This window comes from Bacillus jepli, assembly GCF_047238305.1.
Lineage (GTDB): Bacteria > Bacillota > Bacilli > Bacillales > Bacillaceae_L > Ferdinandcohnia.
This window is the reverse complement of sequence record NZ_JBDFMO010000001.1, coordinates 1,234,424-1,256,926: the sequence shown is the minus strand read 5'-3', so window position 1 is coordinate 1,256,926 and position 22,503 is coordinate 1,234,424. Positions and strand designations below refer to the sequence as shown.

22 protein-coding genes are annotated in these 22,503 nt (G+C 37.9%); 3 read left to right on the top strand and 19 right to left on the bottom strand.

What is annotated here, in order from left to right; translation table 11 throughout:
• Positions 1-69: 69 nt before the first annotated feature.
• Positions 70-2,298, top strand: coding sequence for a YhgE/Pip family protein (locus tag ABC371_RS06335; RefSeq protein WP_412896017.1), 2,229 nt, complete (start codon positions 70-72; stop codon positions 2,296-2,298).
• 60 nt (positions 2,299-2,358) lie between these two features.
• On the opposite strand, the gene ABC371_RS06330 is transcribed toward ABC371_RS06335, so the two are convergent.
• Both ABC371_RS06330 and ABC371_RS06325 read right to left on the bottom strand, forming a co-directional pair.
• On the bottom strand, positions 2,359-2,577 hold the full coding sequence (locus ABC371_RS06330; RefSeq protein ID WP_412896016.1) for a DUF896 domain-containing protein: 219 nt from the start codon (positions 2,575-2,577) through the stop codon (positions 2,359-2,361).
• Positions 2,578-2,683: 106 nt separating this feature from the next.
• Positions 2,684-3,475 (bottom strand): DUF817 domain-containing protein, encoded by a 792-nt coding sequence (locus ABC371_RS06325; protein WP_412896015.1) that lies wholly within the window; start codon positions 3,473-3,475, stop codon positions 2,684-2,686.
• 243 nt (positions 3,476-3,718) lie between these two features.
• Between ABC371_RS06325 and ABC371_RS06320 the strand changes: the two genes are divergently transcribed.
• Positions 3,719-3,865, top strand: a complete 147-nt coding sequence (locus tag ABC371_RS06320; protein WP_412896014.1) for a hypothetical protein — start codon at positions 3,719-3,721, stop codon at positions 3,863-3,865.
• Positions 3,866-4,052: 187 nt separating this feature from the next.
• Positions 4,053-5,213 carry an ArgE/DapE family deacylase gene (locus ABC371_RS06315; RefSeq protein ID WP_412899290.1) on the top strand — a complete coding sequence of 387 codons (1,161 nt, stop codon included), beginning with the start codon at positions 4,053-4,055 and terminating at the stop codon, positions 5,211-5,213.
• A 70-nt stretch (positions 5,214-5,283) separates the two neighbouring features.
• On the opposite strand, the gene ABC371_RS06310 is transcribed toward ABC371_RS06315, so the two are convergent.
• From ABC371_RS06310 to ABC371_RS06230, 17 genes are all read right to left on the bottom strand, one after another.
• Positions 5,284-5,910, bottom strand: coding sequence for an NUDIX hydrolase (locus ABC371_RS06310; protein ID WP_412896013.1), 627 nt, complete (start codon positions 5,908-5,910; stop codon positions 5,284-5,286).
• Positions 5,911-5,940: 30 nt separating this feature from the next.
• Positions 5,941-6,300, bottom strand: coding sequence for a cupin (locus ABC371_RS06305; protein ID WP_412896012.1), 360 nt, complete (start codon positions 6,298-6,300; stop codon positions 5,941-5,943).
• A 101-nt stretch (positions 6,301-6,401) separates the two neighbouring features.
• Positions 6,402-7,361, bottom strand: a complete 960-nt coding sequence (locus ABC371_RS06300) for an L-threonine 3-dehydrogenase (protein ID WP_412896011.1) — start codon at positions 7,359-7,361, stop codon at positions 6,402-6,404.
• Positions 7,362-7,386: 25 nt separating this feature from the next.
• A complete protein-coding gene (locus ABC371_RS06295; RefSeq protein WP_412896010.1) occupies positions 7,387-8,574 on the bottom strand; it encodes a glycine C-acetyltransferase in 1,188 nt (395 codons plus the stop codon).
• Positions 8,575-9,365: 791 nt separating this feature from the next.
• Positions 9,366-10,412, bottom strand: a complete 1,047-nt coding sequence (locus ABC371_RS06290) for a serine hydrolase domain-containing protein (protein WP_412896009.1) — start codon at positions 10,410-10,412, stop codon at positions 9,366-9,368.
• 14 nt (positions 10,413-10,426) lie between these two features.
• Positions 10,427-11,377, bottom strand: coding sequence for a GNAT family N-acetyltransferase (locus ABC371_RS06285; RefSeq protein WP_412896008.1), 951 nt, complete (start codon positions 11,375-11,377; stop codon positions 10,427-10,429).
• A gap of 134 nt (positions 11,378-11,511) precedes the next feature.
• Positions 11,512-12,489, bottom strand: a complete 978-nt coding sequence (locus ABC371_RS06280; protein ID WP_412896007.1) for an N-acetylglucosamine kinase — start codon at positions 12,487-12,489, stop codon at positions 11,512-11,514.
• Positions 12,490-12,561: 72 nt separating this feature from the next.
• Complete coding sequence (locus tag ABC371_RS06275) at positions 12,562-13,422, bottom strand: MurR/RpiR family transcriptional regulator (protein ID WP_412896006.1); 861 nt, start codon at positions 13,420-13,422, stop codon at positions 12,562-12,564.
• Positions 13,423-13,553: 131 nt separating this feature from the next.
• Positions 13,554-14,501 carry a GNAT family N-acetyltransferase gene (locus ABC371_RS06270; protein ID WP_412896005.1) on the bottom strand — a complete coding sequence of 316 codons (948 nt, stop codon included), beginning with the start codon at positions 14,499-14,501 and terminating at the stop codon, positions 13,554-13,556.
• A 1-nt stretch (position 14,502) separates the two neighbouring features.
• Positions 14,503-15,417 (bottom strand): N-acetylmuramic acid 6-phosphate etherase, encoded by a 915-nt coding sequence (murQ, locus tag ABC371_RS06265; RefSeq protein ID WP_412896004.1) that lies wholly within the window; start codon positions 15,415-15,417, stop codon positions 14,503-14,505.
• A 12-nt stretch (positions 15,418-15,429) separates the two neighbouring features.
• Complete coding sequence (locus tag ABC371_RS06260; protein WP_412896003.1) at positions 15,430-16,587, bottom strand: exo-beta-N-acetylmuramidase NamZ family protein; 1,158 nt, start codon at positions 16,585-16,587, stop codon at positions 15,430-15,432.
• Positions 16,580-17,275, bottom strand: coding sequence for a DUF624 domain-containing protein (locus tag ABC371_RS06255; protein WP_412896002.1), 696 nt, complete (start codon positions 17,273-17,275; stop codon positions 16,580-16,582). The genes ABC371_RS06260 and ABC371_RS06255 overlap by 8 nt, the downstream gene beginning before the upstream one ends.
• 16 nt (positions 17,276-17,291) lie before the next feature.
• Positions 17,292-18,395, bottom strand: coding sequence for an ABC transporter ATP-binding protein (locus ABC371_RS06250; protein ID WP_412896001.1), 1,104 nt, complete (start codon positions 18,393-18,395; stop codon positions 17,292-17,294).
• Between the two features lie 11 nt (positions 18,396-18,406).
• Positions 18,407-19,303: a carbohydrate ABC transporter permease gene (locus tag ABC371_RS06245; RefSeq protein WP_412896000.1), complete on the bottom strand. Its 897-nt coding sequence runs from the start codon at positions 19,301-19,303 to the stop codon at positions 18,407-18,409.
• Between the two features lie 15 nt (positions 19,304-19,318).
• A complete protein-coding gene (locus tag ABC371_RS06240; RefSeq protein ID WP_412899289.1) occupies positions 19,319-20,191 on the bottom strand; it encodes a carbohydrate ABC transporter permease in 873 nt (290 codons plus the stop codon).
• Between the two features lie 122 nt (positions 20,192-20,313).
• The gene (locus ABC371_RS06235; RefSeq protein ID WP_412895999.1) at positions 20,314-21,678 is read right to left on the bottom strand and encodes an ABC transporter substrate-binding protein; all 1,365 of its coding nucleotides are present in this window, start codon (positions 21,676-21,678) and stop codon (positions 20,314-20,316) included.
• A 90-nt stretch (positions 21,679-21,768) separates the two neighbouring features.
• Positions 21,769-22,482 carry a PIG-L deacetylase family protein gene (locus ABC371_RS06230; RefSeq protein ID WP_412895998.1) on the bottom strand — a complete coding sequence of 238 codons (714 nt, stop codon included), beginning with the start codon at positions 22,480-22,482 and terminating at the stop codon, positions 21,769-21,771.
• Between the last annotated feature and the right edge of the window lie 21 nt (positions 22,483-22,503).

The following is a 22,503-nucleotide window of genomic DNA, read 5'->3' as shown; positions in this document are numbered from 1 at the left end:
CCCATCTTATTTGGTTTAAAATGACTATTTGAACAAAACAGTCACTTATTTATTTAGGAGGGATTTTATATGAAGGGATCATCCTTTTTTGCTGAATTTAAAGGCATTCTTTCCAATCGAAAAGTCTTTATTCCTATTTTAGCAGTCGCTTTTGTACCGGTCCTATATGCCGGAATGTTCCTTTGGGCATTTTGGGATCCATATGACCATATGGAGGATTTACCGGTCGCGATTGTAAATGAGGATGCCGGAGCTAATTTCGAAGGTAACGAATTACAGCTTGGAAAAGAGCTGACCGATAAACTTTCGGATAACAACAACTTTAATTTTCATATGGTGTCAAAGGAAGATGGCTATAAAGGACTTGAAAACAGGGACTATTACTTACTAGTTGAGATTCCTGAAGATTTTTCATCGAATGCAACTACATTGTTAGATAGCCATCCACAAAAATTAGAGCTAAAATATGTGCCAAATGAAAGCACAAACTTTTTATCTTCACAGATTGGGGAAACAGCGATCGAAAAAATAAAGGCTGAAATCTCAAAGAACGTAACAGCCACTTACGCTGAAACGATGTTTGATAAGATTCAAGACTTAGCAGACGGATTAACTCAAGCAAGTGACGGATCTGAACAACTTGCTGAAGGTATTGCGAAGGTTAATGACGGTTCAAAAACACTAGAAGAAAACTTATCCGTATTAGCCTCAAAATCAATTGAATTCACAGATGGGGTCAAAAAAGCTTCATCAGGTACAAGCGATCTTGCAGCAGGAACTAACCAAGTAAAAGCTGGTCTTGGCGAAGTGAATGAAAAACTTCCTTCTTTAGTTGAGGGAACAAACCAAGTCCAAGATGGGGTTGCGCTTATGAAGGAAGAACTTCCAAAGCAAATGGCTGAAGGCATAACCGCTCAACTTAACGAAAGTTTGGATCAAGTAGATGCTGGTCTTGATGAGTTAGAAACTAAGCTTAGCACTAGCCTATCCACACAGCTTACAAATGGGATTGCCACTAATCTATCTGAAAAATTAGCTGATCAAATGATAGCATCTCAAACGCAACAAATAGGGCAACTAAAAGCTGCACTAATCGAAAATCAAATTATGGATGAGGCACATGCATCTGCTTTTATCGCCCAAATGGCACAAGGACAGCCTACAAAAGAACAGTTGCAACAACAACTTGAACAACAATTAACTCAACAGCTGGAACCTAGCATAACAGTAGGAGTGGCTAATGGACTTAATCAGGGCTTCACACAATTTAAAACTGGTTTACACCAACAATTCGGCGCAGCAACTGCAGGCTTAGAAAACCAATTAGCCTCTCAAACTGGCCCTTCCTTTAACCGATTACTAGCAGGGCTACAACAGGTTAATGAAGGTCAAGTCAGCTTACAACAAGGAATTGACAAATTATATAACGGCTCGGTCGCACTTCAAAATGGTGCACAAGATTTAACAGCTGGGATGGGTCAATTAACAAACGGTGCTGGCCAATTACAAAGTGGTGCCGGCCAGCTTGCGGAAGGATCGAAGGAATTAGAAGAAGGTACCGTTCAACTAGCAGACGGTTCAACTAAGCTTGCAGGTAAACTAGCAGAAGGTGCTGAACAAGCAAATTCTGTTGAAGCAAATGACGAAACCTATGACATGATGGGTGAACCTGTTACTGTCAAAAAACAAGAAATTAACACAGTGCCTAACTATGGAACCGGCTTTGCACCATATTTTATCTCACTCGGTTTATTTGTTGGCGCATTGCTCATGTCCATTGTGTTTAAACTTAAAGAGCCTGTTATTCAACCGAAAAATGCATTCCGTTGGTTCTTTAGCAAATTTGGAGTGTTGGCAATTGTCGGCGTCATCCAGGCAATTCTAGTCGATGTCATTTTACTAGAAGGATTAAAAACTGAGGTCGCTAGCATTCCATTATTCTTTATTACATCATTGATTACAAGCTTCGTCTTTTTAACGTTAATTCAAATGCTTGTAACGATGCTGGGTGACCCTGGTCGCTTTATTGCGATTGTAATCTTAATTTTACAATTAACCACAAGTGCTGGTACATTCCCACTTGAATTAATTCCAAATGCACTACAACCAATTAACGCATTGTTACCAATGACTTATTCGGTACAGTCGTTTAAGGCTGTAATATCAAGTGGTGACTTCGCCTACATGTGGCATAATAACTTGTTTCTCTTAACCTATATGGTTGCCTTCATGGCAATTACAATTGGATATTTTGCTATTAAGATGAAGAAGAAAAACGTACAGGTTGAAATGAATTAAGATGCGTGAAGAAAGCTAGAGATGCTCGATCCCTAGCTTTTTTATTACGTATAAAAATTGCTATTCTTCAGTTTTTAATTTCTTCACCTTTTCAGGTGTCACGTCATTTCCAAGTGGATCAAGCACCTTTAATGATGAGAATGTATGAGTTACTTGACCGCGAATTTCACTCAGGTAATCTTCACGTAAAACTTGTTGTTCCACTTTTTCCGCTGGTGTTAGTCCTTCTTCACGCGCTTTTTTCGCTAACTCATTGATCCTTTTTAAACTCTCAATCATAGTATCGCTCCCTCTGTTGTGCTTGAAAATTAGTTTCACCTTATTTTTACATAACATCCATGATTGGACTAGCACTTTGCGTAATCAGTCTTGTTGATTCCTCTAGTTATAAAAATTGTCCCGTATCTACCCTTGTGTTATTTTTCCCCTTAACCAGTTTTAACGTCGCTACGATTAGAAAACTAACAATCACTAATAAAAGCCATGAACTTACCTTTCCGAGATGAACGAGACTCCATGCCTCAGTTTGGTTCGGATACTGCCACGCTCCAAAATATGTTGCGATATTTTCAGCGACCCATATAAAAAATCCGATGAGTACAAAAGAAAACGAAAGTGGCATACGATAGCGAGTTCCACCAACCTCGTATGTAACCCAAGATTTCCAAAAAACAATAATCACAAGAGCCGATAACCACCAACGGATGTCTATCCAAAAGTGATGGGTGAAAAAGTTTAAATAGATCGCTGCTGCGAGAGGTACCACTATCAAAAACGGTGGCCACTTAACCAGCTCCACCTTAAGCCTCCTCCATGCCTGGCAAAGATAGCTTGCTACACTTGCGTACATGAATCCGCTATACAAAGGCACTCCAAAAAATTTGAAAAACCCGACCTCAGGATATGACCAGGACCCCATATGTGTCTTGAAGACTTCAAGCGCTAACCCAATAAGATGGAACAGTGTAATAACCTTTAGCTCATCACGTGTTTCAAGCCCGGAGCGCACCATTACCCATTGCATTAGAAGACAGATGATGAGCAGCCAGTCATACCTTGGGAGAAATGGTAGTGGAATCACTTGAGTAATCGCCAATGAAGTAAAAATAACAACAGGAAACAAACAGGATAGGGCTTGCTCCCATCCAAAACGTACAAGCTGTCTTAAAGCACTCATCAATTGTGCCTCCTTTTTAAAGGTGGGACAGAGGGACAGGTACATTGTCCCAACAGGATGCCTCACCACTTTGTTACATATTGATTCTAATATAAAATTTATTGTTTTTCAATAAAATATTATTGAAATTTGTAAATTGAGCATTCCTCGTGCAAAGGAATGCTTTTAAACTTTGAACTATTTTCATGTATTATCGCTTTATGTAAATACTAAGCTTTGTAAGTCAAAATTAGGAGGATTCGAATGCCACAAAAACAACCAAAAAATAATAATATGAAGACAGATGTTGCCGGAACCAATCCACAGAAAGTAAAACAAGAAATCCAAAAGGATGTCAGTCAAGGACAAGGTGACATAACTTCCCGTGAAGCCGGGGCAATGCGTGATTAACACCATCTTCTACCATTGACAAAGCCTGTATCAGATTACTTAGTAATCAATAATACAGGCTAAAAGTCTTTGTTTAACCGACGTACCGCTAGTACTATCAGATGAAAAGCAATTTCGATATTTTCAATGCAGTCTTCGGGTAAAATAAAATTGTATTCTTATTTAAGAAAGAGAAAATGATGGAGGGATTCGTATTAAACATTTTACAGAAGAAGAAAAGATAAAGATTTTATCTGACATCATAGCGATCAAATCCATTAATGAAAACGAAATCGAAGTGGCAAATTACTTGAAAGATTTATTTGCAGAATACGGCATTGAATCTAAAATTGTTCCAGTTACAGACACTCGTGTTAACCTAGTAGCTGAAGTTGGAAACGGGAGTCCAGTCATCGGTGTTTCTGGTCATATGGATGTCGTTTCTCCTGGTGATGAAAGCGAGTGGACTTCAGATCCGTTCACATTGACAGAAAGAGACGGAAAATTATACGGACGAGGAACAAATGACATGAAAGCAGGTTTAATAAACCTTGCTTTAGTGATGATTGAACTCAAAGAGAGTAATGAACTAAAAAATGGTACTGTCCGTTTTATGGCAACCACTGGTGAAGAAGTCGGTGGCGCAGGTTCAAAAAAATTATATGACGAAGGCTATATGGATGATGTAGATTATCTATGGGTTGCTGAACCTTCTCATGACACGATTATTTACTCCCACAAAGGATCACTTAACTTGCGTGTAACGTCTATTGGTGAAGCGGCACACAGTTCTATGCCTAACCAAGGGTATAACGCAATTAATCCATTAATGGAATATCTTTTAGAAGTAGACCAAAAATTGAATGGCGATGATCGGAAAAATGAAGTTCTAGATAAGCTGGTTATGAGTACAACTATTTTTAATGCAGGGAACCAAGTAAATTCAGTTCCAGAAAAAGCAGTAGCTGAAATAAACGTACGGACTATTCCAGAATTTGATAACGATGAAGTGATTGACATCTTCAACACAACAGCTGAAAAATACAATAAAAAGGGCTCTAATATTGGTGTAGAAGTAACAATGTCATTACCAAGCGTCTTCACTTCAGGACACTCTGAAATGGTTGATCTTGCGAAAGAACTCGGTAAAAAACATTTAGGTTTAGAAATTTCTGTTAAAGGTTCGCCTGGGGTGACAGATGCATCAAACTTATTACGAGATAAAGATGAAAACTTCCCTTTCATGATGTTTGGTCCAGGCGAAACAAAAATGGCACACAAAACAGACGAATATGTCTATAAAGATTACTACTTTGCATTCTTCGAAATCTATAAAGAGTTAATTTTAGGATTATCGAATGAAAAATAATATTTTTAACAATTTAGAGGTAACTACCATTTTAGGTGATTATCTCTTTTGGCGTTGGTTATATTTAGATTTATCCTACGTATTCTTGTATTTTTTGAATCACTTCTTTATAAAAAGAAACTTGATGTGGAACGAATCTATCCCTATTTACTTTTTCATTAATTTTTTTCTTTTTTCCATCATCCATTATTTCAAATCCACTGATTTCGATTTCATCTTTTACACCAAGCCAAAGTTGGGAAAAATCAATAAATTTCGCTTTCACTATTCCAGAAACCTCTTCCACTTGAAGGGTGAAGTCATCAAGGGTATTTTTGCTCTTATATAAAAATACGTTCGCCAATTCTTTATCAATAAAATCTTCTCGAACAACAGAATAATCAAGTACACCTAACTTTATTAACTCCTCAAAAGCAACATCTATCCCGAGTTCTTCGTTAATTTCTCTTACTCCATCCTCTACTGTTTCATCTGCTAACAAATGTCCAGCAGCAGTAATATCTAATAGATAAGGATAATCCTTTTTATTTTTACTACGAAGCTGTAAATAGATATAATCAATTCCCTCTTCATTATGAATAAACCAACAGTGAAACACTTCATGCCAGTATCCAATCCTATGAACATCGCTCCGAGAAGCTACACCGATTAGGTTCTTTTGATCATCAAAAATCTTTATTCTTTCTTGCTCTCCCATAAATTTCTCCCTTATCACTTATCCGTATTGTCAAAGCTTCTTTTCCGGCATGAACAATGACGGACTCAGTTCTTCACTTTCAATGACAATTGCGGTTAATCCAATATCTGTTTTCGTTTCGTGCCATTCATCCTTTTCCCAAAATACGGCATCACCTGGAAAAACTTTCACGTACTCATCTTTTTCATTTCGAACATATCCTTCACCGTTGACCACTAAAAATAGTTGCGGTACTGTAGCTTGGTGGTACCCGACAATCCCATTTTCCCCAAGATGCATACAACTAATGTGGGCAGGTTTACTGGTTTGAATAATACGAGACATAATGAAATTAGAATCAAACTGTGATATTTGTTTACCACTACCTATATCGAATTTATAAAATTCCATGATATGACCTCCTCTACCCGTAATTATTCAGTACAACAGGCTGAATCCCCTTCTTTTCCCATCAAAAAAGGAGTATGAATTTCTCCATACTCCTCATTTATTCATCCTGCGTTTTTTACGAACTTCATACTTAATTGATCGAGCATATCTTTTGTCATTGTTTCAAGATTGTACGTAGCCTTAAAGCCCCATTCTTCTTTTGCCGCTGTAGCATCGATTGAATTTGGCCAGCTTTCTGCGATGGATTGGCGGACTGGGTCTACCTCAAAATTCATTGCGAAATTTGGAATATGCTTTTTAATTTCTGCTGCAATTTCCTCTGGCGCAAAGCTCATTGCCGTTACATTAAAGGCATTTCGATGTTTTAGCTTGCACTCTTCCGCTTCCATCAAATCAATAATAGCTTGAAGCGCATCTGGCATATACATCATATCCATATATGTTCCTTCTGCAATATATGAGGTATAGCTTTTATTTTTTAGAGCTTCATAATAAATTTCTACTGCATAGTCGGTTGTACCGCCACCTGGTGGGGTCACATACGAAATGAGTCCTGGAAAACGCAAACCTCTCGTATCTACACCAAATTTATGATTGTAATAATCACAAAGCAATTCACCTGAAACCTTGTTTACACCGTACATGGTCGTCGGACGCTGGATGGTGTCCTGCGGAGTTCCGTCCTTTGGTGTAGTTGGACCAAAAGCTCCAATTGAACTCGGTGTGAAGAACTGGCAGCGCAACTCACGAGCAACCTCCAATGCATTAACAAGTCCACCCATGTTTAAATTCCAAGCTAACAGAGGCTTTGCTTCTGCTGTTGCAGACAGCAATGCAGCTAAGTGAATTAATGTATCAGCATCGTATTTTCTCGTAATGTCATACATGGCCTTTCCATCGGTTACATCTAAAAGCTCAAACGGACCCGATTGGACAACCTCACAATCCGTTTTTCGAATATCTGTCGCAACAACATTATCAGCACCATAAACCTTGCGAAGCTTTGTGACAAGCTCTGACCCAATTTGGCCAAGGGCTCCGGTTACAATAATTTTCTCCATTATTCATTCCCCCAAGTTGGTAAACTTAGATAATGTTCATTTCCTTGCCTACTTTTTCGTAGATTGCTACTGCCTGGTCGAGCATTTCTTTTGTATGTGCAGCAGTCGGCATATTACGCACCCTTCCTGTTCCTTGTGGGACAGTTGGGAACACGATTGATTTTGCATAGACGCCTTCTTCAATTAATCTCTTACTGAATTCCTGTGTTTTCACTTCTTCACCAACAATTACTGGTGTAATTGGGGTTTCACTGTGGCCAATATCAAAGCCGCGTTCCTTTAACTCCTGCTTGAAGTAGTTGGCATTATCCCATAGCTTGTCGTGGAGTTCTGTACTGCTCATTAAAATTTCAATCGCTTTTGTTGCAGCAGTAACATCAGCAGGTGTCACAGCAGTAGAAAATAGGAATGGTCTGCTTCGAACCTTTAACCAGTCAATTAGTTCCTTTTTACCCGCTACATACCCACCAACAACACCAATGGCTTTTGAGAGAGTTCCAATTTGGAAATCGACTTTGTCGGAAAGACCAAAATGCTTAACCGTACCCGCACCTTTTCCTAATACGCCTGAACCGTGGGCATCGTCTACATATGTAATAAGGTCAAATTCCTCAGCGATTTGTACGATTTCAGGTAGTTTTGCAATATCACCATCCATGGAGAAAACACCATCCGTGATGACCATAACTTTGTTATATAAACCAGATTCAGTTGCCTCTTTTGCCTTTTTACGCAAATCATCCATATCAGAGTGGTTAACACGGATGATTTTTGCTTTTGATAGACGGCATCCATCGATGATTGACGCATGATTGAGTTCATCAGAAAGGATCGCATCATTTTTATCCATAACAGCAGAAATGGCTGCCATATTGCAATTAAATCCAGATTGATAGGAAATAGCTGCTTCCGTGTGCTTAAACTCCGCAAGCTTTTCTTCTAGTTTTAGATGAAGGTCAAGTGTTCCGTTAATGGTCCGAACCGCACCTGCACCAACCCCATACGTATCAATTGCTTTCTTCGCTACCTCTTTTAAGCGCTCATCTGTAGCTAAGCCTAAGTAGTTGTTAGAGGATAGGTTAATCAGTTCCTTCCCATTAATTTTAATAATAGGTCCGTTTGCACCTTGAAGAGGGTCAATCACATTATAGAGACCTTTCTTCTTTAAATCCTCCAGATTTTCATGCAAAAATGAGTCCAACACCTTCGACATGGAATATCCTCCTTTTGTATGTTTGTAAAACACAAGTGTATTTTCTAGAAACACATTATTGTTTTTACAAACCCTTTTATATCAACATTTATACTTTATACTTTACCACATTATTCATCAAATGTTTATACCCAGCGGACACTTTTTCTAATTATTATTATATTATTTGTCAGTTTTAAAATTGTGATACAAAAGGTCAGTTTTTGTGGTTCAGAGTCGGGTTTTATATGAGTATGCTTTTGGATAATTTAGGGAAAGACTGAGGAATATAAGCATGATATGGACGGGGTTTTGGATATTTAAGGAAAAAGTGATGACATAAAAGTGTGATATATTATGACATTTGGATATTTATGGAATTACCCGTGATAAAAAGGTCTGTTATGTATAGACTTTTGGGGATTTTAGGAAAAACCCTTCAAATAAAGGTATGATTTGTTATAGGTTTTGGAATAAAAAGTAAAAACCTATAACATAAAGCATATTGGAGTGCCATTAATTGGATTTTTCTAGGAGACTAAGTACTCTCCAAGCCCGTTCGAGTGCCATCAATTGGCTATTTCTAGGAGACCGGCTACCCTCCAAGGCCGCTGGAGTGACACCAAATTCCTTATTCTGGGAGATTGAGTACTCTCCAAGTAACCTGGAGTACCACCGTTTTCCTTTTTCTAGGAGACCAGTGACATCCCAAGCCCATTCGAGTGCCTCTAATTTCATAATTCTAGGAGATCCGCGCCCCTCCCCCAACACTATCAACCAACAAAAAAAGACCATCTCTGGTCTCGTGTAAACTAAAAATACGATCGAATAGTATTATGCAATCTTGGTCTAAGACGTAGGATATGCGGGTGTCTCCCGAAATGAACGCGGTTTGTTAATAGAATGACATTAAGGTTTACTTCTGGATCGAACCAAATACTTGTCCCTGTGAATCCTGTATGTCCATATGCCTCCGTTGAAAACAAATCACCACATGATGACAGAACTGGGCTTTTTAAAATCCAGCCTAACCCTCTGTACTCTTGGTCAAAAGAGGTAAAGTTCGTTCTCGACAAATGTAGGACAGATTCTGAGAGGATTTGTTTCCCTTTATATACCCCATTATTCTCAATCATCTCTGCGTATTTTTGAAGATCCTTAATGGTTGAAAACAATCCAGCATGACCGCTAATTCCACCCATTGATTCTGTATTATCATCGTGGACGATTCCATATTTATAGTCTTTTAGTTTCTCGCTATACTCTGTCGCTGCATATCTTTCTTTTTCGAAAGTTGGGTTAAAGCCTGTTTCAACCATTTCAAGAGGGGCAAAGACCTCTTTTTCAACAAACCTTTCAAATGGTTGCTCTGTGACTAACTCGATAATTTTGTAAAGTGTAATTAATCCCAAATCACTATAAATCACCTTACTTCCGGAAGGAACTTCAAGTGACTCTGCATAAATCCGCTCCATGATTTGTTCTGTTGATAAATTCTTAATATAAAATTGCTTATGGGCTGGCAACCCCGATGTATGCGTTAGCAAATGTCTCAAGGTAATACGTTCCTTACCGTTTTGTGCAAATTCAGGCAGGAAAAAGGCAACTGTATCATCTAGCCGTATTTCCCCATCATCGATTAGTTTTAAAATAACTGGTAAGGTTGCAACTACCTTTGTTAAAGAAGCAAGGTCAAATACGGTATTTGGTTTCATTGGCAATTCTTTCGGATACACCGCACGATTACCAATCGCTTCCTCCAAAAGGACTTTTCCATTATGAGAAACACTTATAACGGCACCCGGCATATGTTGCATATCAATTTCCTTCCGAAGAAACGCCAGAACCTTATCTTTCATCACAATCTCCCCCTTTATATCTTTTTAAAATAAGAATCATAGCTTTTACAAACTTCAAAACCAAGTTTGTTATAAAACGTTACTAATCCTGTCCAATCGATTAGCATAGAGCGAATATGGCGCTTATGTAAATACGAGACGGCAGCTTCAACAATAAATAGTCCATATCCATGTTTTCGTTCATTCGAATCGATACCTAAGGGACCTATACCTCCTAGTTCCTGTTGATATAATGGTGACCAATAGACATTTTGAGCAATCACAGGTGATTTCGAATCATTTATTCGGCAAAAACCAATGATCTGACCATTCTTTTTAAGGACGACAAACTCTCTTCCTTGGCCCCCTTTTTGAAAATATTGAATCGCTTCATACTCCCATCTTCCAGGAAAACAACGGTGCATAAAGGATAAAAAATCATCCTTTTCCTCCACTTTAAGAAGGGTATGTTCAACACCATCTAATGTAGGAATCTCTTTTTCTTGCTCTTCAAAATGACAATCTAAATCATATTCCTTTGTACCTTTTTCATAGCCTCGTTTTTCGAACCAGTTTGCGACATCCTCATATTGAAACGGAATCCCCGGAAAATAGTGCCACGTATCCTTTCCAAGCCAAATATGATTGACACCGCCTTCTTTTAATTTACTCTCTGCATGCTGAAGTAGATTTTTACCAATCCCTTGATTGCGGTAATGTCGATCCACTAGCAACACTTGGATCCATCCCGTTTCTTTACTTATTCCAACATCTATTTCATCCTGCCATCTTTTTGCTACAACAAATCCAACTACTTGATTTTCTTGATTAATCGCAATAAGAGAACCCTCTATAAACACGTTACAATCGTCAAAGCTATTTTGTTTGAATAACTCAGCACTCATCGGAAAATCATGACCTATCTCCCGATTCCAAAGACCTACCAACTCTTCTAACCTATCAATATTCCAACCCCTGTATTCCATACATTCATCTCCTTATTATAGGCTTTCAAATGGCTACCACTGACATTCATCAAAATTAGTTTCTATTGCTCATGTATAATATTTTCACCCCATGACATAAGAATTTCTGGAAAACTAGAAGACTAGAAAACTTTTTATATTCCTCTCCCAATAAACTGTTTAATAAACCCCTCATCCACCTCAATATTTTCCTCAAGCAGCCCCGCAATGACCGCCCCACCAACAGGCTCAATCCCGGGTCTAATTAGCTTAGCTTTGATTGAATACTTTTCAAAAATCTCTTCCATTGGTCCCTTAAATAAATCGAGCCGATTAAAAAGACCTCCTGCAAGTACAACCGGTATTTCATTCGCTCTTTCTTTTTCGCTAAATTGCTTGTTTATTAAACAGCTTACTGCTTCTCCAATATGATTGGCATTTTTTTGAATGATTGCTTGAGCAACTTTGTCGCCATGATCTGCTGCTGTAAAGACATGTCTACTTAAAGATGCAATCAGCTTTTTTGGATTTACCGCATTATAAATGGTATGAATGATATCTGGAAGGTTTTGCACTTCAAAATGGTCACATAGTAATATAGTTAATTCTGTCCTATCTCCCAACCCGTCATGAGCCCGAAAAGCTTCTTGTAATCCTTCACTACCAACAGCAAAACCACTTCCGCCCTCACCAAGTAAATAGCCCCAGCCACCAACTCGGTCAAGGAGCCCTTCACCGTTTAGACCAAAGGTAATCGAACCAGTACCTGCAATTTGAACAACTCCCGGTTTTCCTAAAGTACCTGAATACAGAGCTGTGATTGCATCATTATTTACGGTCACTGGAATGGTTTGAGGTAATAAAGATTCTAGCAGCTCTTTCATCTCTTTACGTGCTGACGGATGATCGACACCAGACATCCCTGCATATACTCTTTTCACCTCTTTAAAGGCATCCTTGCTCTCGGTCTTCAACATATCTATTAACTTATCAAGCTCTCTTTTCAAATCTTCCTTTTTTACATTATTAGGGTTCGATGCACCTACTGTTGCTTGGGCTATAATAGTTCCTGCTTCTGTGGCAATAACCCCTTTAGTTTTCGTTCCACCGCCATCAATGCCTATAATATACATGAAAGGATTCCCCCGTTATTTGTGATAAAAAAGACTAACCCCTTTTCGAGTTAGCCCTTGATTTTAGTTTTTCTACTTATTCTTACCCATTAGAAACTCTACGGCTTCACGAGTGGCATTTAAATGCATCAACGTATCATCGTATTGTAATGAGGCTACACACATGAAAAGAATGTCAATAACTTGCAGTTGCGCAATCCGAGAGGAAGTAGCACCACTCCTAAACGTCGTTTCCTTTGTTACAGAGGTGTACAATTTGATATCCGCGGCATCGGTAACAATTGAACTCCCGTATTTTGTTAAACTAATCGTCGTAGCCATCTTCTCTTTTGCTAACTGTAAAACCTTAGCAACCTCTTTTGTTTCTCCTGAAAAAGAAATTCCTACAACCACGTCACCTGCTTCTGCATTTGCGACCTGTGTAGCTGCCATATGCATATCTGCAAATGCATAGGCTGTTTTATTGATTCGAAGAAATTTTTGCTGCGCATCCTGAGCGATAATACTTGAGGCTCCTACACCAATAAAATGGATTCTCCTTGCATTTCTGACTACCTCAATCACTTTTTCCAGTTCATCAACACTTAATAATTCTGCCGTTTCGCGAATCGTTTGAATACTATTATTGGTCATTTTCTCAATAACTGACACAATCGATTCATTCGGCTCGATATCACTAAATCCTAAATCATTTGTTTTCTGAAGGTCTCCTGCTATACGAAGCTTTAAATCCTGAAAGCCTTTTAGATTTAGAGATTTACAAAGCCTGATGACGGCCGCCCCACTCGTTGAGCTTCTTTTTCCTAATTCATTCGCAGTTAATGAAATAGACTCCTGTGGATTTTCAATAATATAAGAAGCAATTTTCTTCTCAGAGGGTGGTAAGCTTGGTAGCATCTCGGTAAGAATGACAAGTCCTCCATTTGTAGACATACATGTATCAGCTCATTTCTTTTTATCTAAATACGATTGTTAACGGGATTTCAAAGAAATGAATCCCACATAACAATAGACTATTTTAATCTTTAATTTCAACTGATAGAGGATAAATTCCTCCTAAAAAATTATAAATCCTTCTTCATCACATGGAAGGTACGAGTGATTGTGAATCCTGTTTTCTTATAAAGGTACCCCGCTGAAGTCTTTTCACCTGTCCAAAGGAACCAAGCTCCATGTAAGCTTTCTGCTTTCATGTTTTGTAGACATAAATGTAATAAGATTTTGCCCAGCCCTTTTCCTTGTTGCTCTGGGTCAACCCCAAATGGACCGAACCGATCCGGAACCTGCTCATAGCCTCCATAAATACAGAATCCTACAACTTTATCCCCATGTCTAGCAACAAGAATTCGCTCCATTGGCAATCCCTGTAGAACACCTTCACGGATGGCTCTTCCCCAATCTGGGTTAAACTTCAAATTCGCAAATTGGATAACCTCGTAAAGGTCTTTATCCTCTGCTTTCGTAAAGGTATAGCCCTCTTCTTCTCTTTGTTTCACAAGCTCTTTTATCTCAGCGGAAAGCTCAAAGTCAACTAAATTACGATCCATCGCAATTGGAGAATATAGCTTAGTAAAACCTTGTGCCTGTAAAAACTGGTATGCTTCAGGATAAGCATCCTCATCAATCCCTGGCATAATATAATTTGGGGCATAAGAAGAGAAAAAAACATGCTTTCGATTATTCTCTCTTAAAAAATCAACAGCCTCTTTCATTAATTGTGCTCCAACACCTTTACGCTGGTGATCCTTATCAACGAAAAAGAAAGGTATCCATCCATTGTCTGGTTCTAAAGCTGTTCCAAACATCGGCAAAAGTCTTCTTACAGCATACACACAGCCTATTAATTTATGATTCTCAAACGCAAGCCTCATTCCCGCTGGATCAAAGTTCGCATCTAATAAAACTAGATTCCGAAACCGCTTCGAAGTGATCGGATCCTTCCATAAGGTTTGATTCCAAAGTTCTACAATTTGTTTTTCATCACCTGATTGATAATGTCTATATTCCACCATATTAATTCACACCCTTAATAGCCAAATCGATTGCCTTTCGCACAAATCCATTAGCTGAATGAATGTACTTTTTTGCGTCTTCAAAGGAAACGCCTGCTTTTATTATGACAATTGCTGGCTTAACCTCGTAGTTTGTTTTCTCCAGTATTTCTGTTGCCTTTTCATAAGAAACATTTGTAATTGTGGAGACAATATTTTTTGCACGTTCCTGAAGTTTAATATTGCTTACTTTTAAATCGACCATTAAATTTTCATATACTTTTCCAACCTTAATCATCGTTGCGGTTGTGATCATATTTAAAATTAATTTATGGGCAGTCGCAGCCTTCATCCGGGTTGAACCGGTCACTACTTCAGGTCCAGTTTCAACTTCGATAGCAATGTCCGCATGCTGGCTAATCTTTGAGTTTTTATTACTAGATAGGCTAACTGTCTTCGCACCAATTTGCTGAGCATATTGAAGCGCTCCAATCACATATGGTGTTCTTCCGCTTGCAGCAATTCCGATAACAACATCAATTTCTGTGAGACTTCTTTCCTCCAAGTCCCTAGCACCTAAATGGATATTGTCTTCCGCCCCCTCCACTGCTTGAATAAAAGCATTACTTCCACCAGCAATAATCGCTTGCACAAGATCAGGAGGAGTACTATATGTTGGTGGGCATTCAACTGCATCTAATATCCCAATTCTCCCACTCGTACCTGCGCCAATATAAAACAATCTGCCACCTTGGCTTAAAGATTGATAGACGATTTCTACAGTCTCTTCTATCTCGGGCAGAACATCTTCTACACGGTAAGCAACCGTTTTATCCTCATTATTAATCGTCTTTAAAATTTCCACAGTGGACATGTTATCAATATTTGCAGAACTTTTATTTCGCAGTTCGGTTGTTAAAGCTGATATGTTTGTCATATGTTTACCATCCTATTTATACAAAAGATATGGTTCTCTTTGTTTTTTGAAAGAAGCCACTTGCTCTTCACAAGCCTCCAAGAAATCTACTGAAGTTCCATGTAAAATGTAGTCCCTTAATTTTTTCGTTCCTGCTAATAAATCAAAAAAGTATTTTCCATTATTATTACTGATGAAGCTAAAATCATGTGGATACATGTCAGCTATCGTCTCTATAAGTAAAATTCCCGTTTCCAAAGAATTTAATTTTCGTCTATCAACTACATGTAGTTGTATTCCTCGACATATTTCGTCTTTATGTTTTTGATAAGTAGGAATAAACGATGTAGGGCGTGCTAACACGCCTGAAATCTTTTTTTGGTTAAATGTCTTTGCTAACCTTTGCCCATCTATAAATGGAGCACCAATGTATTCGAAGGGTCTTGTCGTTCCTCTTCCTTCTGATAAATTTGTTCCTTCCACAAGACATGTACCTGGATATAAGATGTTCATATCAATGTTTGTTGTATTCGGAGAAGGCGGCACCCAAAAAAGACCTGTTTCATCATAATACATATCTCTTTTCCATCCTTGCATTGGAACAATTGTCAACTCGCAATCATATCCAAATTCATGCTTAAATAATAAAGCTAGTTCCCCGACAGTCATACCATGTCTGTTCGGAATTGGTAATAAACCTACAAATGACCTAACATCCTTTTCAACTAAGTTCCCTTCTAGTTTTTCTCCTGAAACAGGATTAGGTCGATCCAAAACAACGAATTCTTTTCCGTATTCCGCGCAAGCTTCCATCACATAGGCCATCGTGTAAATGAATGTATAATATCTTGAGCCAATATCCTGAAGATCAAAAACTACCACATCAACAGGCTCTAACATTTCCTTAGAAGGTTTTCGGCTCTCGCCATATAAACTAAAAACAGGTAACCCCGTATCTGGATCTACTGTCGTTTCAACCTTTTCCCCTTCTTTCGCATCTCCACGAATGCCATGCTCAGGTGCGTATAATGCAGTTATTAGAATGTCTGGGTGTTCATAGAATAAATCGATGGTAGGAATGAGTTGATGATTGACGCCTGTCATATTTGTAACAAGTCCAATCCGTTTTCCCTTAAACTCTTGTACTCTAGTTTCTAAAAAAACATCAAGCCCTATCTTCATTTTATCCATTCACATCCTTTATTGGAGCAGAAATAACTGTACTTTCTGTCTTTCGATTTACCAACTGAATATTGGCCGCAGCATTCAGAGTAAAGATAGCCATGATACCGACATATAACAAAAGAAAGCCAATGATAGTAAGTGATAATAAAATAGTAATTGAAGCAATTTGAATAAATAATCCAAATGAATAAACCGGCTTTGCCATAAATATTCGGATGGACTTATTCATTGCAGCAAACACCTTACTATCTTCGTTAACAAGAAGGGGAATAGCATATACTTGAGAGACTAAGAACATAAAACAAAAATAGGTTTGGAAGATACTAAAAATAAATAACCCATACCCACCATTTATTTCAAAGTAGTACCACCATGTAGATACTGGGATTAAAATTGATACTAAATAGAAGGATCCAATACTTAGAGATCTTTTATAGTAGCGGCCGAAAGAAGAAAAAAATCCAGGTATTACTCTTATTCTTTTCTTCTCTAAAACTTGCTTCATAACTACAAGTACTGCGATTGTTGCCGGAAATAATGTTAAAAATAGATAAACTATCGCACTTGGAAGCGGTAATATAAAGATAGCTGGAACTAATAGTAGTGACCATAGAACACTAACACCTAAAACTGTTATGATGTTCGTAAAAATCTGATTACCCGTTTTGATTAATAGTTTACTTATACTTAACATTTTATTACTCCCTTTTTTAGACGATTCTTAATTGTGTTACTGGGTCAAACAAGCTCATTTTTTCCAGATTGAAATACAATTCTTTCTTCTGCAGTGATTCAACTTTATATTCAGATGGTACCTTCGCTGTAATCGTTTCTTCACCGATTGAGAAATAAAGTAATAACTCCGAACCTAAATGTTCAACTGCTTTAATAATTGGTGTGATAATATTTTTTTCAGGCTTTGTATGCATTGTAACTGTATTAATAATATCCTCAGGTCTAATTCCGAATACAACCTCTTTACCTTGGTATGCATCATATTTTTTAACGACTGACTCTGGGATAGTGAATGAATAATCAGCTGTAATAATTTGATTTCCTGACAGTCTTGCCTTTGCGAAATTCATTGGAGGTGATCCAATAAATCCAGCCACAAACATATTCTTTGGATTATTATAAAGTTCCTCTGGCGAAGAAATTTGTTGAATTTCGCCTTGGTTCATTACAACAATTCTCTCTCCTAAAGTCATAGCCTCAACTTGGTCATGTGTGACATAGACGATTGTTGCTTCTAGTCTCTTATGAAGCTCAGCTAATTCAATTCGCATTTGTACACGTAACTTCGCATCCAAATTACTTAGTGGTTCATCAAATAAGAAAACACTTGGATTTCGAACAATCGCACGACCTACTGCAACACGTTGTCTTTGACCACCACTCAGTTCCCTTGGCTTTCTGTCTAATAAAGATTCAATGTTTAATATTTCTGATGCTTTCTTGATTTTATTTTCAATCTCTTGTTTTGGAACCTTTAAATTTTTCAACCCAAACGATAAATTTTCTTTAATTGTCATATGAGGATATAAAGCATAATCCTGGAACACCATGGCAATATCTCTTTCTTTTGGGTGTACTTTGTTTACTAAGCGATCACCTATATAAATATCCCCTGATGATTGTCTTTCCAGTCCTGCAATCATACGTAATGATGTGGTTTTACCGCAACCAGACGGACCAACAAACACAAGAAACTCTTTATCTTTTACTGTAAACGTTGAATTATTTACGGCCTTTACTTTCCCTCTATTTTCATCTTCAAATTCCTTCACTACATCGACAAACCTAACTTCTGCCATAACTTAACCCCCTATCCTTTCACTGCACCAATTGTGATTCCACGTAAGAAGTATTTTTGCAATGCCAAAAATATAATAAACATTGGTAGTGCAGTTAAAACAGCACCTGCCATCATTGCTCCATAATCGGCTGTATACTGATATCTGAAGCTTGTTAAACCAACTTGTAACGTTCTCATCGAATTAGAGTTCGTTACTAGGAATGGCCAGAAGAAGCTATTCCAGTTCGCAACAAATGTGAAAATCCCAAGAACCGCTAGCCCTGGTTTGGCCATTGGTAGCATGACCTTCCAGAAAATCATTGGTTCAGAACAAGCATCGATTCGTGCAGCGTCAATTAATGTTGACGGTAAAGATTGCATAAACTGTCTAGCGAGAAACACATTTGCTGTTGTTACTAAGGTTGGAACAATTAATGCTGTATACGTATCAGCAATTTGGAATGTGTTAACAACTAGAATATATAACGGAATTAACGTTACTTGGCTCGGTATCATCATAGATGCGAGCAAAATCCAAAATATCGTATTTCTCCCTGGAAAACGCAGCTTGGCAAATGCATAACCAGCAAGGGAGGCAAAAAAAACATTTGATAATGTAAGAATTGTAGAAACTACAACACTATTAAAAAACCATCTACCAAATCCACCAACCTCAAATACTCGCTTATACGCATCCAGAGTCGGTTCTGTTGGGATAAGTTGTGGTGGTACTTGTGTAATGGCACTTGTATCCTTAAATGAAGATGTGATCATCCATAAAAGTGGGATAAATGTTAAGATTGCCCAAATGGTTAGGACAATATAGATTAATACTTTACCGATTTGCTTGACGGTCCTTCTATTTCTATCTTTTCTCTCATCCTCTAATAATTGTTTTTCAAAATTAGTGACGGGGTTTGTATTCATATCTATCAATTCCTCCTAGTATTCCACATCACTAGACATGAATTTAAATTGTAATATAGAAATGACAATAATAATAAAACCTAAAACAAAAGATTCTGCAGCTGCCAAACCAAAGTCAAATGCTTGGAATGCATGATCGAATATTAAATATGCTATCGTTGTAGTTGCAAAGTTTGGTCCACCTTGTGTCATAACATATGCCTGTTCAAACACTTGGAACGACCCAATGATACCCATTACTAACATGTATAATGTTGTAGGCTTTAATAATGGCCATGTAATATTTTTTAATTTTGACCACCAGCTAGCAGAGTCAATATCTGCAGCTTCATATAATGATTTTGGAATACCGCCCATCGCTGCCAAATATAACAATACTCCTGTTCCATGACCACCAATATATGTCATAAGAATGAGAGAGAACAATGCAGTTTCTGGGTTTGCCAACCACATTTGTGCGTCAAATCCAAAAACACCTAATAACGCATTAAATAATCCCGCACCTGTTGGATCAAAAATCCACAACCAAATTAATGACATTGTGATTCCAGATGTAACCCCTGGTAAGTAAAAAGAGGCTTTAAAGAACGTTTGCGATTTACTATTTAGTGGGAAAATTAACATTGCTAAAAATAATGTAATCGCGATATTAACCGGTACAGTACCAATTGTGTAAATAACTGTATTCTTCATGGCTTTCCAAAAAATATCGTTATTTAATAATGTTTTATAGTTATCTAACCCAATCCACTCAGATCCCATAACACCATACTTTTGGAAGCTGTATATAAAGGACATGAAGATTGGATAGACTGTGAAAAATATAAATAATAGTAGCGGAACTGCAATAAAGGCATAACACCAACCATAGTCTTTGATAAACTGAATAAAGTTTGACCATGAGTAATTTTTTGCCTTTCCATTCCCGAGATTTCCTGATGTTTCCACTGTTTCATCTCCTTTACATTTCTGAGCTTCCGCCAATACCGATGGAAGCTCAGAAACATTACCTACTTAAGACCAATTGATTCTGCACCTTTTTTCCAAGCTTCGATCGTTTCTTCAGCTGTGGCATCACCGATAATGAATGATTGGAAATTAGGAGTAACAACTTCTGTTTTCAATTTCCAGGCTTTATCTGGAAGATCACCAGTTAATTTTGCTGGAGGTGTTAGGCTACCAAGGTATCTTTGGATAAATTTACCGTTTGGTGTATCTAACTGTAGCATATCAGAGTATTTCTGTTGTCCTGATTTTAATGCAGGAGGTAAGAACATTGTTGCTGCAGTAATACCTGAATCAGTACCAGTTAAATGCTTTAATACTTTAGCTGCATTTGCAGTGTGCTCATCACCTTGGTAATTCTTTTGTTTGAATAGGATTAAACCACCTGCTCCACCGAATGCAGATTCTTTTTCGCCTTCTTTATGTGGCATTGGTAATAATACAAAGTCAATTTTTTCACCTTTTACTTTACCAGCATCAATATCTGCATTTCTTTGATTAGTTTCATTGATTTTGTATGGACCTGTACGGCCATAAATGGCTGCTTGAAGATTGTTGAACATTTCATCAGCTTTTGCTGCATCAATACCGCCAGTTTCTTTTGGCATGATACCTTCATCCCTTAGTTTGGCCAAGAATTTTAATGATTCTAGTGCCTTTTCTCCACCAAGATTAAATGTACCATCTTCTTCTACATGGTTACGAACACCATCATTCATTAGTAGATGTGTAAATGTTTCTTCGTTTTGTCCCTGGGTTACGAAACCATACGTATCCCCTTTAGTTGCGTTCTTAGCGATTTCATAGAACTCGTCCCAAGTCCAGCCTTCGTTTTGAATCTTTTCAATGTCTGCTCCAGCAGCCTCTAGCAATGCACGGTTTCCGCCCCAAGTGTGGACAGATAGGTAATGTGGGATTCCCCATAGTTTACCTTCATATGTGTAAACTTCTTTACCGTATGGTTCCATATCGGCTAATTCATCATCACTCATATATTCATCCATTGGAACCTCTAATCCTGTTTGAATATATTTTGCGTTAAGTAATGAGAACATTACATCTGGTGGATTACCAGCATTTAATGCAGTTGTGAATTTCTTTTCACCTTCAGCCCATGATAAAATTTCGTATTTAACTTTAATGTCTGGATTTTCTTTTTCGAAATCCTCGATTAAAGCCTGTAAGTCTTGTTCATAGCTATTTGCCCCTGTTTCTTCATTTCCTTGGTAGTGAGGGTATGTCCAAACTGTTACTACGTCCTGACCCTTTTTCCCATCTTTTTTCTCACCATCGCCAGCGCTTTCTTTTGACGAGCAACCAGCTGCTACTAGCATAAGTAGTGAGATACATAGAATTAATAACTTCTTCATACCTGTTTCCCCCTGTTTTTTGTTAGATTTATGTTTACTTTGACTTTTTTAATAAGGCCAAAGGTAAAACCTTTTTTAAGGCTTATTCAATTAAATTTCGTGCCCCGGTATAAACCCTCTTCTTACGTTTCCGCCAGTTGGGAACTTCAAAGTTTGTGCATATTTTGCTCGACTCACACACCCTCTTATTGTTCCAAGTGCTTTGTAATAATCATAGTAACGGAATGATGTTGAATTCATGATGAACCAATAATGTGACAACGCTTCCAAGTATGTGTCAAATTCTTCAGATACATCTACGAAAATATCAGGAACATAACCCTCCATGTCCTCCCAGTTTTCACTGTGATAGAATGGGTAGAAATGTGGAGGTAAACCTTCTAGATCGAATCCTGGAAGTCCTGCCTTTAATTGAGCCGCCTCTACAATTCTTGGGCAAAGTGCATGATCAGGATGCATACTGTTCACCCAGTGAGTAATTACAACAGTTGGGCGAAGCTTGCGCATTAATGTAGCGACACGGGTAACGATCTCATCATTAAATTCTAATTCAGCATCCTTATAATCTAGTGTTATACTTTTTCCACCTAAGATTTCGGCCACTTTTTCCGCTTCTTTGATCTTCTGCTGACGGTATTCCTCTACTGAAACATGTGGCGGGTTTCCTTTTTCACCAGCTGTTAAATGAACAAAAGTTACATCCCATCCTGCTTTTGCATATTTGTGAGCAATTGCTCCACCTTGAATTTCGACGTCCCCACAGTGTGCTCCTACTAGGACTAAATGCTTCTTTTTTTCCGTCATATTTACACATCTCCTATTTTT